We start from the raw sequence: 13,451 nt of genomic DNA, 5'->3' as shown, positions 1-13,451 counted from the left end.
TCTCGAAACTGCGCAGAGGCGGGCATGCCGCCGCCTATTGCTTGAAGAAACTCAGCCCTCCTGTTTGCGCGGTGTGTCTGCCGAATTTCGTTTCGTCTCGTTCTTGGGAAGGCAGGTTTACGGTGGCGATCACGCCTCCTTCTGGATGGTTCAGCACGGTCACGTCGCCGCCGTGCGCCCGCACCATGCCGCGCACGCTTGCCAGCCCTAGGCCGACGCCGCCGGTTTCGCGGTTCCGCGACCGTTCGCCCCGGAAAAATGGTTCGAACACGCGATCGAGATCTTCGATCGCGATGCCGGGGCCGTAATCCCTGACCCGAACTTCAGCCGTGCCCTGTGCGTGCAGCAATTCGACGCACGCAGTGCCGGCGTACCGCAGCGCGTTCCCGATCAGATTGTTCAGCACCGCCCGCAGCGCCACCGGGTCCGCATCGATGATCAGCGCTTCTCCGGGCTCGACCCTCACATCGCCCCCAAGATCGACGAAATCGTCCACGACGGCTTCGACAAGCGCACGAAGGTCGAGCCGGCGGCGCACCCTGGGCTCGCTGACGTCGCGAACATAGTTCGTCGCGGCACCGATCATCGCGTCCATTTCGGTGATTGCCCGCGCAATGGGCGGCCGATGCTGTTCGGGCAACCGTTCCATCTGCAGCGAAAGGCGCATCAGGGGCGTGCGCAGGTCATGCGCGATCGCGGCGATCATGATCGTCCGATCCTCGACATACCGATTGAGCCGCCGCTGCATCTCGTTAAACGCCTTGGCAGCGTGCGCGATTTCGGGCGGCCCTTCTAGCGGAACCGGCGCGCTACTGGGGTCCTTGCCCAGCCGATCGGCGGCGTCGGCGAACAGGGTGATTGGACGCGCCGCGCGCCGCGTAAGCAGCCAAGCAAAACCGATCGCCGCGAGCAGAGACGAGGTAATGAGCAGGAGCGCGCCGATCCGCCACCGCTCGAATCCGGTCCGGGCTGGGCGCGCAGACACCCAGTTGCCGTCCGCGCGACGAATTGACACCGTGAAGCCGCCAAGGAGAACCTCCTGCAGAATATCCTGCTGCCGCGCTCCCGGATTGGAAAACAACGGCAGGTCGCGGGACGGCATCAGCACGCCGGAGATCCGAACGTGGTCAAGGGGAAGCGCCAGTTGGCGAGCGACGGCCCTGCGCAGCGCCGCAGCGCGTGGATTGTCGTCGCTCTGTATTGCCCTAGCAGGCGTAATGATGATCTCGCCGCCTGCGTCTGCGCCGCGACGCAGGGCATTGGCTACCTGGGCGACCGTATAGATACGCGGTAATGGTGGCCCGATGAGTACGACGAACGCCACGTTCAGCAATTGAACGGCGCCCACACAGGCCAGGACAATGGTGAACATCCGCAGATACAATGGCGGGCGAATGGATCGGTGCCACATCATGCGCGTCGCACATGCGGGGCGAACACATATCCCTCGTTCTTTACGGTTCGGATCAACGCATCGCCCGGCGCACGTAGTTTGCGCCTTAACCGGCTGATCTGGACGTCGACCGCGCGGTCGAAGGCGTCGCTGTCCGGGCCGCGCGCGAAATGCAGCAACTGATCCCTCGTCAGGACCCGGCGAGGTCGCTCGATCATCGCGCGCAGCAACGCGAATTCGCCATCGGTCAGCTGCACGAGCACGCCGTCAGGGTCGACGAGCTCATGCGCTTCGACGTCGATCCGCCAACCCTCGAAGACGTACCCGTGTCCCGAGAGCGTGACCGCGCCACGCGAGCGCAACGCGGCTTGCACGGTAGCAAGCACTTCGCGCGCGCTGCAGGGCTTTGACAAATAATGCCCTGCTCCAACTTCCAGGCCACGGATACGGTCATGTTCGCGGCCAAGCGCGCTCAGCATCACGACCGGCGGCCCGGCCTGGTCCGAAAGGCGGCGGCAGGCCGACAAGCCGTCCTCTCCCGGCATCATGACGTCCAGCAGCACCAGGTCGACCGTTTCGCGCGCCAGTACGGCCTCCATGGCAAGCACGTCCTTGCAGGCAAAGGCCCGATAGCCCCTAGATGAAAGATATTCGACCAGAAGATCACGGATATCGGCATCGTCGTCGACGACAAGAATGACTACTTGCTCTTCCAGCGATATTCCGCGTTCGAGGTTCGAAATCATCTCCATTTCGACAAATTCGGCTGAGTGACATCGTAATAGCGGCATAGAGATCGGCGCCTGCTGCGCTTTCGTGCGCTAGACCTACTCGCTTATATTTCAGCCAACCGCTAAGAGGCATCGAGCTTCCGGCAAATGTCTCCGCTGGGCAATCGACGTTACCGCGGTATTTCTGTCCCCGTTCTGATCCGGCGCACCCGTGTGGACGAAATTCGCCGGACATATTGGTGGTGGAGACAAGTTCGGCGATCAGCCGACCCGAGCCCCCATACGCTGATCGGCGATAGTCGTTCGCGCGCCTTCGTCATTCGAACTCCGCACGGAAATCGGACGATCAAGGCGCCCAGGCTATCGAACGGCTCAACCACAGGATGACAAAATATGTTCAGATTTAGCATGACGATGGCTGCTGCAGCGATGATGCTGCTCGCGGCCCCTGGCGAGGCGCAGCGCTCGCCCGACCGGCAGGACAGCCGCTATGTCGAGACCTGCCTGAAAAATGCCCCGCAGCCACCCCGGGCAGCCCAGGCGCAGCCGGCACGCGGCCGACAGACCCAACCTCGCAACGTTCAGAATCAGCGATCCAATGCCCATCGGACAGCGTGCGCGCCGCTACAAGTCCTACGTCCGGCGCACCGATACGTACAGTCCCGGGCGCGGGCGAGCAAGGCAACGCTGTCGCCTGTAGTCGATACGCTGGTCCAATAGGGTAGGCGGCGGTAGATCACCCGGCGGCGGCACCGCCGCCTATCCGACCCGGCGGATCACCACCCATCGTCCCGACGACAACTACGCAGCCCACTGAACCGCGGGTGTGAACAGATAGCCGCCATGGGCAGCGTTATGAAGGAAAGACTACTTACCGCGAGCGCCTGCCGAAAGCTGCCAGTCCGGTTTCCACCATGAATGCACGTCCGCGCACTTTCGGAGCAGCCCTTCCAAATTCTTCAGCTTCTGCCATCCGGGTTGTTCGAGAGCATCGCTGCTGCTTTGACGAAACCATTTCCGCTACACAGCGCGACACGTGCGTCAACCCGCCTTAGTTCTGAACAGCCGCTCAGGCGACCCTCCTCACCACGGGACTGCTCAAGTTGCTAACGGAACGGTTCTCAGGTGAAATTCAGCGACACCTCCCCATGTCGGCTGAAGCCACCGCATGAACACCTATCTCACCTCTTCCACTTTTATGGCCTATGGACGCGATCGACAACCTACTCACCGACGAGATCGCAGTATCAGGCGCGGCGCAGCTAAGCGGCGCGCTCCAACTCAGTCGCGCGAAAAGCAGGGTCGCCCGTCGTCTCCGCGCAGCGCGCGCCAGCGCCATGCTGGAGGCAGCAGACGTTGCATCCGCACCGATGCCGGCTTGGATGCTTTCGGCCCGCCCGCTGGTTGCGGCGTGGATCGGTTGGACATCATGCCTCCACGCGATCATCGCAGCGGCGCGAGCGAACAACGACCAGCCGCTGTCCAGCGGCCGCGTCGAAGTGCACCGAGCGGTCGGAGCGCATGCGACCTCGCTGTGCGGCGGCATCTACATGGGAACGCTCACCGGCGTGCTCGCACTCAGCGAGCGGCCGGTGTGCCAGTATATGGACGAACCTGCGCCCAAGATCGTCATCGCACAGTCAGCACTGCCCGAGACGGTCGTCGTAAGCATCGACGGGCCGAGAGATCACAGCAATCGTGGCCGGCGCCTCAGCGACGTCATCGACCATCCGTTCGTCACCGCCTACGATCCGCCTATCACCACCCTTGCGAATGTGGATGGAGCCGTGGAGATGGCGATGGAGCCGGGCTACGTCACGCTCGCGCCGGTCCCGGTCTCAGCGATGCGCGTGGTGCCACCCGACGCCGATTTGGGTCGGCCATGGGAGCTGACGCCGCGAGAGCTGGAGGCGATACGCGTCTGGATGCCGCCGGTTGCGGTTAGGGGGCGCTGAAGCGCAGCCGATCAACCTCATTCGCGACCTGGGCCTCCGACACGTAATCGAGACGACGTAGCTCTCCAACGAGCCGGGACATGAACGAGCGCGTGTCGATCACCACCCCTTCGGTCATAGTGGTGGTCAATACACCGATCAGATCGGTCTCGCCGGAATGAGCGATGACGCGCCCAAGAGGGCCATCGTACCGGCTGTCGCTCGCGGCCTTCTGCCCCAGCCGGGACAGCGCCACCCCCTCAATTGCAAGCACGGGTGTGTGCCGCGCGCTATCGCCGCTCCAGCGATTCCGGGCATCGGCCTCATCCAGACCGCCGATCAGGGACGGAACGATTTCCGCCCAACGTTCGGTCGCGTAGCGGACGGCAACGCTCGGTAGCATGAACGCCGACATCATCCGGAACGCGATCGCCATCCGGGCCAATTCGAGCAGACCATAACTGAATCGCTCATAGGTACGTCCCTCCTCGCGACTCAGCAGCCCCATGCGCTGCAGCTGACGGACGCGAGACTGGAACGCCGATCGAGTCACCCCTTCCATGCCAAGCGCCGACATGAGGACGCGTAGGGCCTCGCTGAAGTCGAGTAGGATAGCGGGTGTATCGTCCTGAGTCGCCATGGCTCGTGCTTGCCGGTCGAAGTGCGTTTCAACAAGCGCCGTATAAGTGTACAGGTCTCCACTTTCTCCTTGCGCGATGATGCGGGAGCCTTTAACGGGAGTGTATGGTTCTCTACATTGGTGTGCGTCTATGAGCTTGTTTCGACACCTTCCCCGACCGAGCAGCGTCCAGCCGCCCACGGCCCCGGTTTCGGCGTTCCGCTTCGCGCGAGTATGGGGCGGGCGCGTTGTTCTGCTACTGCAACCGGTTGGCAGCGCTGCGGCGGCGCAGGCCGTCTGGTCGCGCGAATGCGCCTGCCCCACCGAAGCTGAGACGGTGATCCTCCAGTTGGAAGAGCACGGTGATGGAGCAGCGTTTTTTGAGCGCTTGGTACTGCTGCTCGGTCCAGCGACGCTCGACATCGAGGTCGATACGATGATCGTCGCCGAACGCGAGCGTGCCGCCAAGGAACACGCCGAGGCGCTGGAGAAGGCCGCGGCCAACATGCGCGTGTCATGCTACGCGTCGGACAAGAAGGGTTGGTTCTGTCTAACGCTGCAGCGGGACAGCGCGAGCAAGCCGGAATGGTCGATCGCGTACCGAGGGCGTGCCGAGCGGGAGCGTCTGCGCGACTGGCTACGCTGGCAGAGCGACCGCTTCCTCGAGTTTCTCGACTATGCGGCCGAGCACGGTGCGGATGCGCTGGAGAAGCGCATGGTCGAGGAGATGTTCGAGACCGAGACTTGCGTGAAGCGTAAAGGGCGCGGGGCCGGCGGCACGCGACCGCTGCGGATGTGGAGGGGCGAATGACCGCCGACCTCGCCAGCGTCTTCCAGCCGGCGACCCCGGCGATGATCATCGGCCATTCGGTGAGCGATGGCGTACCGCCGCTTGGGCTAAGTGAGCCGTTCGCCCTCTTGGGCGGCGATCGGCTCGGACCCGCCGGTATCCCATTCCTGGTCGGACACGAGTGGCAGCCAGCCTTCCTTCATTCCGTACGCACCGCGTGTGACGACCTAGTAGCAGCCGGCCGTCCCTGGTTCCGCATGGCACCTGCGCTGCTGGCAGGACCTGCCGGTGCCGGTCGCTCGCACGCGGCGCGATCGCTCGCCCGCGCAGCTGGTGTGCTCCACATCTTCCTCAACCTGTCCGATCCTGTGATCGGCGCCAGCATTTCCGGCTCGACCGACATGAGCGAAGCTTTGTGGGTGTCGCCGATCGTCACCGCCATGGCAGCGACCCGGTGCGCGAACCCGGTCGTGTCGGTGATCGGCGCCGACGTCAACGCCGATGCCGCGGTCGCGCTGGCGTCGATGGTTGACCCGGTCCTCGGCCGTGCATGGATGGAGGAGAGGATCGGGACCGTGGTCGACCTGGGCGAGGTCACCTGGCTCATTCAGGCAGACGCGCCCGAGCGCCTGCCGGCGCCGCTCGCCGACAAGCTCGCTACGATCCCGATTCAGAGCGTGCCCCTTCATGAGCGCAGCGAAATCATGGTCTCGCTCCTAGCCGAGGTGCTCGCCGACCTAGACATCTCGCCTGCCGACCCGGCGGTTCGCTGGCAAGATATCGTGAAGCGCTGCCAGTCGAGCCGCTCTGCAGGCGGAGACGAACCGCGTTTCCGCAACTTGCGTCCTGGCTGGTGGGCCGGGTCGTGGCACTCGCCGCGCGACACCTACGACCAGCTCAGGACGGCGGTCCTTGAGGCCCAGTACGACGCTGCCGCCGCGCGGCTCGGCGGCGCGGGCGACAGCCATTAGAAATGAAGGAGAGCATCATGATCCAGCATGCAGGCACCGCATCGACCCGCCTTCCCTCGCCGCCAGCGGCGGTCCGCCCCGTCGCCGCGTCCGAGCCCGCCACCATTCGGCGTCGCGCTCTGTACCTTGTTGGGGAGGAGGACCGTTCGGCAGCCAAGCCGGCCGTCGCGGCCGAGCGGACGATGATCTGCCTCAACGGCAAGTGGCATGCGATGCGTGCGGACATGGCAACTTTCGAGCAGATTGTCGGCCTCGCCATCACCGTCAACCCGGGCCAGACCGTCACCTCGCTTTCGGTCACCTACCGGCGCGGCGCGCCCGACCGCACGGCCGGGTCGCTCAACCCCGGTGATGTGGTGCCGATCGTTGAGGGCATGCTCTTCAACGCCAACGCCACCGTGCTGAGCTGATCGCCATGCGGCCGACGCCCAGCCCTTTCATCTATCCGGACACTGCAACGACCCGCGCCGGGATCGAAGCGGTGTCGCAGAAGCTGGTCGGCGGCAGTGTCGCGATCCTGGGCCTTGGCGGCACCGGGTCATACATTCTCGATCAGCTCGCGAAGACGTCGGCCGATGCCATTCACCTCATCGACGGCGACGTCATGCAGCCGCACAATGCGTTTCGCAGCCCCGGCGCGGCTTCGCTGGAGGACGTCGGTAGAAACCTGCCCAAGGTGGAGTATTTCGCACGCATCTACGGGCGCATGCACGCCGGAATCGTTACACATGCTACGCACCTGGCACCGGACAACCTCGCGCTACTCGACGCTGCCGACTTCGTGTTCCTGTGCATCGACAGCGTCGAGGCGCGCGCGTTCCTCGTCCCCGCGCTGGAAGATCTGGGATTACCATTCATCGATGCTGGCGTCGGGCTGTCGATCGTCGATGATCGGCTGATGGGGCTCGTGCGCGTCACCACTAGCACGCCGGCCATGCGCGCGCATGTTCACGATCGGGATCGCATCCCGATGCAGGGCGGCGACCTCGAGATCTACCGCAGCAACATCCAGATCGCCGACATGAACGCGCTGGCTGCGGCGCTTGCAGTCATGCGCTGGAAGCGGCTGCGCGGATTCTACCTCGATCTCGAAGGTGAGTATCACGCGACCTACGCGGTCGATGGCAATTGCATCCTTAACGAAGACCATCGCGGGGCGGCGCGCTGACCCCGGCCGTCCATGTTCGCGTCGAATCCGAAGGGACGACACTCAACCCGGCTAGACGGTCGGGTGCGCGGGCTGAGCTGAATATCACTGAAGGAGATCATCATGGCCGACTGCATCGTTGCACCAGAAAACGGGCCGACCAAGACCGTAGCAGATGGTGAGACCGTGGGCCCAGCCGTGAAGCCGCGGGGACGCGCCCCTCGTCGCAGCAATCTGATCGACGAGCTCGTCAAGGCGCGCGTCGCGGAATTCCGATCAGTTCCGAACCTAGCCGAGATGGCCGATGTCGCTCCCGAAGCGATCGTCGAGCTGGAAGCCGGCCGAGGACCGGTTGCCACGCTGACTGCGGTGTTCAAAGCGCTGCCATTCAAGGTTGCGGGCCTAGCACAAGGCGAAGATTTGGCGGAGAAGCTGCGGAACCGCCGCGACGCGCTCGAGCTGTCGGTCGAAGAGCTCGCGGTGAAGGCCGCGCTGCTGCCCGACCAAATCGTCGAGCTCGAGGCCGGAGAGGGTTCGGTAGAGAACTTGCTGTCTCTGCTCGCCACCGTTGCCCCCAAAGTGCGCCGGCACGCTCAGGAGCGGTCCCACTGGGGCCCCGGCGACAAGAAGGATCGTGACGCACGGTTCACGCCGGAGAGATTCCTGAAGCCGATGGTCGAGGTCTTCGGTCCGATCGACCTCGATCCGTGCGGACATGCTCTAAGCCCGGTTGCAGCGCGGCGCCGCTTCCTGCTGGCAGAAGGCGACGACGGTCTTAAGGACCCCTGGTCCGGCCGACTCGTCTTTATGAACCCGCCCTACTCTGGCTATTTGCCTTGGATGACCCGGGCGTATGGCGAGTGGTCGGCAGGCCGGGTCGAGGTCGCGCTGTGCCTGGTGCCGGTCAGGACCGACAGCGACTTTTTCCAGACCAAGGTCGCGGCAGCCGCCGACATCTACCTCCTCCGCGGTGGCTTGCCGTTCTCGAACAGGGCGGGCAAGTCGCGGACCACGCCGTTCAGCCTCATGCTGGTCGCGTACGGGATCACTGACCGGCAGAAGGCCAACTTCGCCAAGCGGGTCCCGGGCCTCTGGGTTAAGGCGAGCGCCGTTGCTGCGGATCTAGCTCGGCAGGCGACCTCAATAGGGTGGCGGAAGGTGCGGGGACGACCGGTCTGGCGGACGGTCAGCGAGGCGCGCTGCGATTGCCCCTTCAAGGCGCTGGATAGCCAGTGGGTGCGCGTTTGCTGCGGACCTAGAACAATCTAGGCGCGCGGACGCCTCGCCGCACGGTTCTTGATGTCGCTAAGGGCAGCAGGATGTCGGCAAGCTGGCGGCGTCCGTTAGGGTTCCCTCGTTGGATAGCGGTGCGAGACGCTCGCAAAGCATGGAGAACAGATCGTCCCACCCGATGAGCAAGCCCGTATGAGGCGAACGACCAGCGTTCGTTTAGGGGTTCGCCCCTTCGTTCGAAGGACTTCATCGGTCTTCTGCTGCAGCATCGTCAATCGGATCCACCGGCCAATCGAGCCAGTCCTCTGCAGCGCAGAACGCCTCATGGTCGGCGAGATCGGCGAATCGAAGGGCTTGCGCCAGTTGTCTGCTACGCAGCAGTTGGATGACATCACCGTGCGGGGTCGTTCTGGTCACGAGGAGCGTCGGCGTGGCGCGGGTGTTGCCTTCGAACCTCGAGAGTGTGGAGATGCTCACGCCCACTTTCTTCGCCACCTCCGCCTCGGTCAGTTTAAGTTGCTGACGGCGCACCCGGCTGCGTGGACCATGGCCGACGACCTGCCGTCCATCCGTCTCCGGCCAGCCGGGCACGATGTCGCTAAGCTCCACATCATCCTGGTCGGCCAGCAGGATCCTCGCCAGCCGCAACAGCGTATCTGCCCGCGGAGGTCGCTTGCCTGTCTCGATGCGGCTGATCGTCTCCCGAAGCAAGCCGCTGCGAGCCGCAAGCTCCGCTTTCGTCCACCCACGGACCTCACGCAAACGACAGATTTCGGTTCCGACGTTGTTCGGGATGGCGTCTTTCGGAAAAGTATGGCGCGGAATCGACGTCATGCGTGACGTTCTTGCATAGACCCAAGTTGCCAATCCCATAACCATGGCATGGCGCGACGAACATCCTCGTCTGACATCGATGCGGTCGGGCGCGCCCGAGCCGGGGATGAGCTGCGTCCGTTGTCGAGCAACACTCTACAGCCAATCGCGGACACCAGCTTCAACGAACAGCTTGAAGCGCTTGTCCGTTTACTCGCCCGCCAAGCCGCGCAGGAGCATTTCCGGTTCGAGCGCGACGACTCACCCCTCCCAAACTATCTAACCGGAGCCCCTCCGTCATGCTGATGAAGTCCCCACCTCGCATCGCGCTCTACGGCCGCCACTCGACCGCAATGCAGACCGCGACATCGAGCGCCGATCAGGCGGCACCGTGCATGAAGCTGGTGGATTATCTCGGAGGCACGGTGGTCGCGACATACCTGGACCCCGAACAATCTGGCTATCGCCGCAATCGAACAGGATTGATGAAGATGTTGCGTGACATCGAGACAGGCGCGGTCGACATGGTCGTATGCGAGGCACTTGACCGGCTAGTCCGTGATGCCGAAGACGTTGCCTTCCCGGGCAAGAAGCTGGTGTATCACCGCGTGGCGCTGCACACGGTCTCAGAAGGCCACGTCGACGAGATCAAGTTTGCGGTCGCTGGTCTCCTCGGCGCGATCTTCCTCAAGCACCTGATCGACAAGACCGCGCGCGGCATGGAGGCTGCTGTCCTCGCCGGTCGGTTCGCGGGCGGCCGGGCCTACGCCTACAAGCGCGTGATCAGCCTCGATGCTCGCGGCGAACTCATCCGCGGCCTGCTCGAGATCGACGAGGACAAAGCCCCTATTGTTGACCGCATCTTTGCAGAATTTGCCGCCGGGGCCTCGTCCATTCAGATCGCCACGGGTCTCAATGCCGACGGGATCCCCGGACCTCGCGGTGGACAGTGGAATGCATCGACGATCCGCGGCGACCCGAAGAAGGCTACCGGCATTCTCAACAATCCACTCTACGTTGGGCGGCTTGTATGGGGACGCCGTCAGTGGCGCCGCAACCCCGACAGCGAAAAGCGCGAGCGCCGGTATCGGTTACGTGATCGATCGGAGTGGGTCGAAGTCGCCGTGCCGGACCTGCGCATCGTGGCCGACGAGCAGTGGGAGGCGGTGCAAACTGAAATTGAACGGCGTCGTCGCCCCAACGCGCTGGTGCCGGTCGCCCGTCAGAACCGGAAGAAGCACCTACTATCGGGCCTCATCCGCTGCAGCTGCTGCGGATCGGGCTACACGATCACGGGGAAGGATTATTATCGCTGCGCCGGACAGAAGGAGCGTGGGACGTGCTCGAACACGGTGTCCGTACGCAAGGGTCCGCTTGAAACCGCAGCCCTCTCCGTGCTTCAACACCATCTGCTAACCGAGGATCATGCCCAGCTGTTTGCAGAGGAATTTCGGCGGGAGATGGCGCGTCTCGCGGACTCCACGGTGCAGAAGGATCAGGCGTCCGCCGATCGTTTAGCCGTGGTCTCGAACGAGATCGACAATCTCGCCGCGAACATGCTCACCGGCGTGCTCAGCCCGACATTGATCCGACTGCTCGGAGACCGGGAGGCCGAGAAAGATCGATTGGAGATGCTGCTCACTCGCAATGCGGCTTCGGTCCCAACGGCCACCGTCCTGCCGCATCCTGCCCTGCTGCGCAGGTTCGAGGAGAAAGTCGGCAAGCTACGCGAAACACTGGACGACGAGCCCATTCGCGGGGAAGCGGCGGAAATCATATCGACCCTTATCGAGAGCGTGACGATCTACCCCGATGGGGAGCATGGCCCCGAGGCGGAGGTCGTAGCGAAGGTGGCGGATTTGCTGACCTGGGCCACGAACGACAACGCCGCCCCGAAGGGCGGCGTTGTCAGTTCTACAGCGGTGGTTGCGGGGACAGGATTTGAACCTGTGACCTTCAGGTTATGAGCCTGACGAGCTACCGGGCTGCTCCACCCCGCGTCACCATATGGTCCTTGAGAGACACGAACGCCCCCGCTTTTGGGCGGGGGCGACGGTGTCCTTTGTGGACGAGACGTTTGTGAATGGGTTCGTGTTGTTCATGACGCGCACAGGCCGCAATGCCTGGCGGCGACCTACTCTTCCATCGCTTGAGCGATAGTACCATTGGCGCGGTCGGGTTTCACGGCCGAGTTCGGGATGGGATCGGGTGGGACACCGACGCTATGGCCACCAAGCAATAAGGCCTGTGCGTGTGATGAACAGTTCTAAAATCGATGCAGGGGAGTGCTTTGTTGTCGGCTGGCTGCAAGAGCGCCCAGCCGATGTTTGTCTCGTGGCAGACGGTGCCACGGGACGTACCCAAATTCTGGCGTCGAACTCAATCATCCACGTATCTTGAACAACCAGGGTTGTCGTTGATGGTGGGACTCTCAAGCGCGAATAGGACGATTAGTATCGGTTAGCTCCATGCGTTACCGCACTTCTACACCCGATCTATCAAGGTCGTGGTCTCCGACCGTCCTGTGAAATCTTATCTCGAGGGAGGCTTCCCGCTTAGATGCTTTCAGCGGTTATCCCGTCCGTACATAGCTACCCTGCTGCGCCGTTGGCACGACGACAGGTACACCAGAGGTACGTTCAACCCGGTCCTCTCGTACTAGGGTCAACTCCTCTCAAATTTCGACGCCCACGGCAGATAGGGACCAAACTGTCTCGCGACGTTCTGAACCCAGCTCACGTACCACTTTAATTGGCGAACAGCCAAACCCTTGGGACCTGCTCCAGCCCCAGGATGTGATGAGCCGACATCGAGGTGCCAAACAACCCCGTCGATATGAGCTCTTGGGGGTTATCAGCCTGTTATCCCCGGCGTACCTTTTATCCGTTGAGCGATGGCCCTTCCACGAGGGACCACCGGATCACTATGACCGACTTTCGTCTCTGCTCGACTTGTCAGTCTCGCAGTCAGGCGGGCTTATGCCATTGCACTCTAACAGCCGGTTTCCGACCGGCCTGAGCCCACCATCGCGCGCCTCCGTTACTCTTTAGGAGGCGACCGCCCCAGTCAAACTACCCGCCACAGAGGGTCCCTGATCCAGTTTCATGGATCGAGGTTAGACATCAGAAAACAACAGGGTGGTATTTCACCTATGGCTCCACATCAGCTGGCGCCAATGCTTCAAAGCCTCCCACCTATGCTACACAGTTCTTTCCTAATGCCACTCTGAAGCTGCAGTAAAGGTGCACGGGGTCTTTCCGTCTAACCGCGGGTACTCCGCATCTTCACGGAGAATTCAATTTCGCTGAGCATGTCCTGGAGACAGTGGGGAAGTCGTTACGCCATTCGTGCAGGTCGGAACTTACCCGACAAGGAATTTCGCTACCTTAGGACCGTTATAGTTACGGCCGCCGTTTACCTGGGCTTCAATTCAGAGCTTGCACTCCTCCTCTTAACCTTCAGGCACCGGGCAGGCGTCAGGCCCTATACGTCGTCTTGAAGCCGACTTAGCAGAGCCCTGTGTTTTTGCTAAACAGTCGCTACCCCCTGGCCTGTGCCCCCTCATAACGGTTGCCCGCTGTGAGGGCCTCCTTCTTCCGAAGGTACGGAGGCAATTTGCCGAGTTCCTTCAGGACACTTCTCTCAAGCGCCTTGGTATACTCTACCTGACCACCTGTGTCGGTTTCGGGTACGGTCTATACGGTGGGGCTATTTCCCGGGACAGTTTCGAAGCCCAGCCAATCCGTTAAGGCTGAACAACACACACCATCCGTCACACACCACCAGGCTGCGGAATATTAACCGCATTCCCATCGACTAC

11 protein-coding genes, 1 tRNA gene and 2 rRNA genes (1 of these 14 running past the window's edge) are annotated in these 13,451 nt (G+C 62.8%); 7 read left to right on the top strand and 7 right to left on the bottom strand.

Going from position 1 to position 13,451, the window contains the following annotated elements; genetic code table 11:
* Window positions 1-34 precede the first annotated feature (34 nt).
* Together LLW23_RS13525 and LLW23_RS13520 are read right to left on the bottom strand one after the other, a co-directional pair.
* Window positions 35-1,372, bottom strand: coding sequence for an ATP-binding protein (locus tag LLW23_RS13525; RefSeq protein ID WP_228946022.1), 1,338 nt, complete (start codon window positions 1,370-1,372; stop codon window positions 35-37).
* A 38-nt stretch (window positions 1,373-1,410) separates the two neighbouring features.
* Window positions 1,411-2,139: a response regulator gene (locus LLW23_RS13520; protein ID WP_228946021.1), complete on the bottom strand. Its 729-nt coding sequence runs from the start codon at window positions 2,137-2,139 to the stop codon at window positions 1,411-1,413.
* A gap of 1,190 nt (window positions 2,140-3,329) precedes the next feature.
* Between LLW23_RS13520 and LLW23_RS13515 the strand changes: the two genes are divergently transcribed.
* The gene (locus tag LLW23_RS13515; protein ID WP_228946020.1) at window positions 3,330-4,079 is read left to right on the top strand and encodes a hypothetical protein; all 750 of its coding nucleotides are present in this window, start codon (window positions 3,330-3,332) and stop codon (window positions 4,077-4,079) included.
* On the opposite strand, the gene LLW23_RS13510 is transcribed toward LLW23_RS13515, so the two are convergent.
* Window positions 4,066-4,698 carry a hypothetical protein gene (locus LLW23_RS13510; protein ID WP_228946019.1) on the bottom strand — a complete coding sequence of 211 codons (633 nt, stop codon included), beginning with the start codon at window positions 4,696-4,698 and terminating at the stop codon, window positions 4,066-4,068. The genes LLW23_RS13515 and LLW23_RS13510 overlap by 14 nt on opposite strands.
* A 316-nt stretch (window positions 4,699-5,014) precedes the next feature.
* On the opposite strand from LLW23_RS13510, the gene LLW23_RS13505 reads away from it, so the two are divergent.
* The 5 genes from LLW23_RS13505 (at window position 5,015) to LLW23_RS13485 (ending at window position 8,854) form a co-directional block, all read left to right on the top strand.
* A complete protein-coding gene (locus tag LLW23_RS13505) occupies window positions 5,015-5,488 on the top strand; it encodes a hypothetical protein (protein WP_228946018.1) in 474 nt (157 codons plus the stop codon).
* Complete coding sequence (locus LLW23_RS13500) at window positions 5,485-6,438, top strand: P-loop NTPase family protein (RefSeq protein WP_228946017.1); 954 nt, start codon at window positions 5,485-5,487, stop codon at window positions 6,436-6,438. Before LLW23_RS13505 ends, LLW23_RS13500 begins: the two co-directional genes overlap by 4 nt.
* Before the next feature lie 2 nt (window positions 6,439-6,440).
* Window positions 6,441-6,848: a hypothetical protein gene (locus LLW23_RS13495; protein ID WP_228946016.1), complete on the top strand. Its 408-nt coding sequence runs from the start codon at window positions 6,441-6,443 to the stop codon at window positions 6,846-6,848.
* A 5-nt stretch (window positions 6,849-6,853) separates the two neighbouring features.
* Window positions 6,854-7,606: a ThiF family adenylyltransferase gene (locus tag LLW23_RS13490; RefSeq protein ID WP_228946015.1), complete on the top strand. Its 753-nt coding sequence runs from the start codon at window positions 6,854-6,856 to the stop codon at window positions 7,604-7,606.
* Window positions 7,607-7,708: 102 nt separating this feature from the next.
* On the top strand, window positions 7,709-8,854 hold the full coding sequence (locus tag LLW23_RS13485) for a phage N-6-adenine-methyltransferase (protein ID WP_228946014.1): 1,146 nt from the start codon (window positions 7,709-7,711) through the stop codon (window positions 8,852-8,854).
* A gap of 210 nt (window positions 8,855-9,064) precedes the next feature.
* On the opposite strand, the gene LLW23_RS13480 is transcribed toward LLW23_RS13485, so the two are convergent.
* A complete protein-coding gene (locus tag LLW23_RS13480; RefSeq protein ID WP_228946013.1) occupies window positions 9,065-9,652 on the bottom strand; it encodes a helix-turn-helix domain-containing protein in 588 nt (195 codons plus the stop codon).
* Between the two features lie 278 nt (window positions 9,653-9,930).
* Between LLW23_RS13480 and LLW23_RS17700 the strand changes: the two genes are divergently transcribed.
* A complete protein-coding gene (locus LLW23_RS17700) occupies window positions 9,931-11,598 on the top strand; it encodes a recombinase family protein (RefSeq protein WP_408642050.1) in 1,668 nt (555 codons plus the stop codon).
* Here the strand turns inward: LLW23_RS17700 and LLW23_RS13475 are convergent.
* From LLW23_RS13475 to LLW23_RS13465, 3 genes are all read right to left on the bottom strand, one after another.
* Window positions 11,555-11,631 (bottom strand) — tRNA-Met (locus tag LLW23_RS13475). The two genes, LLW23_RS17700 and LLW23_RS13475, sit on opposite strands and share 44 nt — an antisense overlap.
* A gap of 121 nt (window positions 11,632-11,752) precedes the next feature.
* A 5S ribosomal RNA gene (gene rrf, locus LLW23_RS13470) occupies window positions 11,753-11,867 on the bottom strand.
* A 194-nt stretch (window positions 11,868-12,061) separates the two neighbouring features.
* Window positions 12,062-13,451 (bottom strand): 23S ribosomal RNA (locus LLW23_RS13465); it runs 1,399 nt beyond the window's last position.

The organism is Sphingomonas radiodurans (assembly GCF_020866845.1).
GTDB classification, from domain to species: domain Bacteria; phylum Pseudomonadota; class Alphaproteobacteria; order Sphingomonadales; family Sphingomonadaceae; genus Sphingomonas; species Sphingomonas radiodurans.
This window is presented reverse-complemented; position numbering and strand designations above follow the sequence as displayed.

What these genes read in the sequence shown, in the direction of transcription:
- LLW23_RS13490 (WP_228946015.1), top strand. Translation starts at nt 6,854, where the DNA reads ATGCGGCCGACGCCCAGCCCTTTCATCTATCCGGACACTGCAACGACC.
- LLW23_RS13480 (WP_228946013.1), bottom strand. Translation starts at nt 9,652, where the DNA reads ATGACGTCGATTCCGCGCCATACTTTTCCGAAAGACGCCATCCCGAAC.
- LLW23_RS17700 (WP_408642050.1), top strand. Translation starts at nt 9,931, where the DNA reads ATGCTGATGAAGTCCCCACCTCGCATCGCGCTCTACGGCCGCCACTCG.
- LLW23_RS13495 (WP_228946016.1), top strand. Translation starts at nt 6,441, where the DNA reads ATGAAGGAGAGCATCATGATCCAGCATGCAGGCACCGCATCGACCCGC.
- LLW23_RS13515 (WP_228946020.1), top strand. Translation starts at nt 3,330, where the DNA reads ATGGACGCGATCGACAACCTACTCACCGACGAGATCGCAGTATCAGGC.
- LLW23_RS13510 (WP_228946019.1), bottom strand. Translation starts at nt 4,698, where the DNA reads ATGGCGACTCAGGACGATACACCCGCTATCCTACTCGACTTCAGCGAG.
- LLW23_RS13485 (WP_228946014.1), top strand. Translation starts at nt 7,709, where the DNA reads ATGGCCGACTGCATCGTTGCACCAGAAAACGGGCCGACCAAGACCGTA.
- LLW23_RS13520 (WP_228946021.1), bottom strand. Translation starts at nt 2,139, where the DNA reads ATGATTTCGAACCTCGAACGCGGAATATCGCTGGAAGAGCAAGTAGTC.
- LLW23_RS13525 (WP_228946022.1), bottom strand. Translation starts at nt 1,372, where the DNA reads ATGTTCACCATTGTCCTGGCCTGTGTGGGCGCCGTTCAATTGCTGAAC.
- LLW23_RS13500 (WP_228946017.1), top strand. Translation starts at nt 5,485, where the DNA reads ATGACCGCCGACCTCGCCAGCGTCTTCCAGCCGGCGACCCCGGCGATG.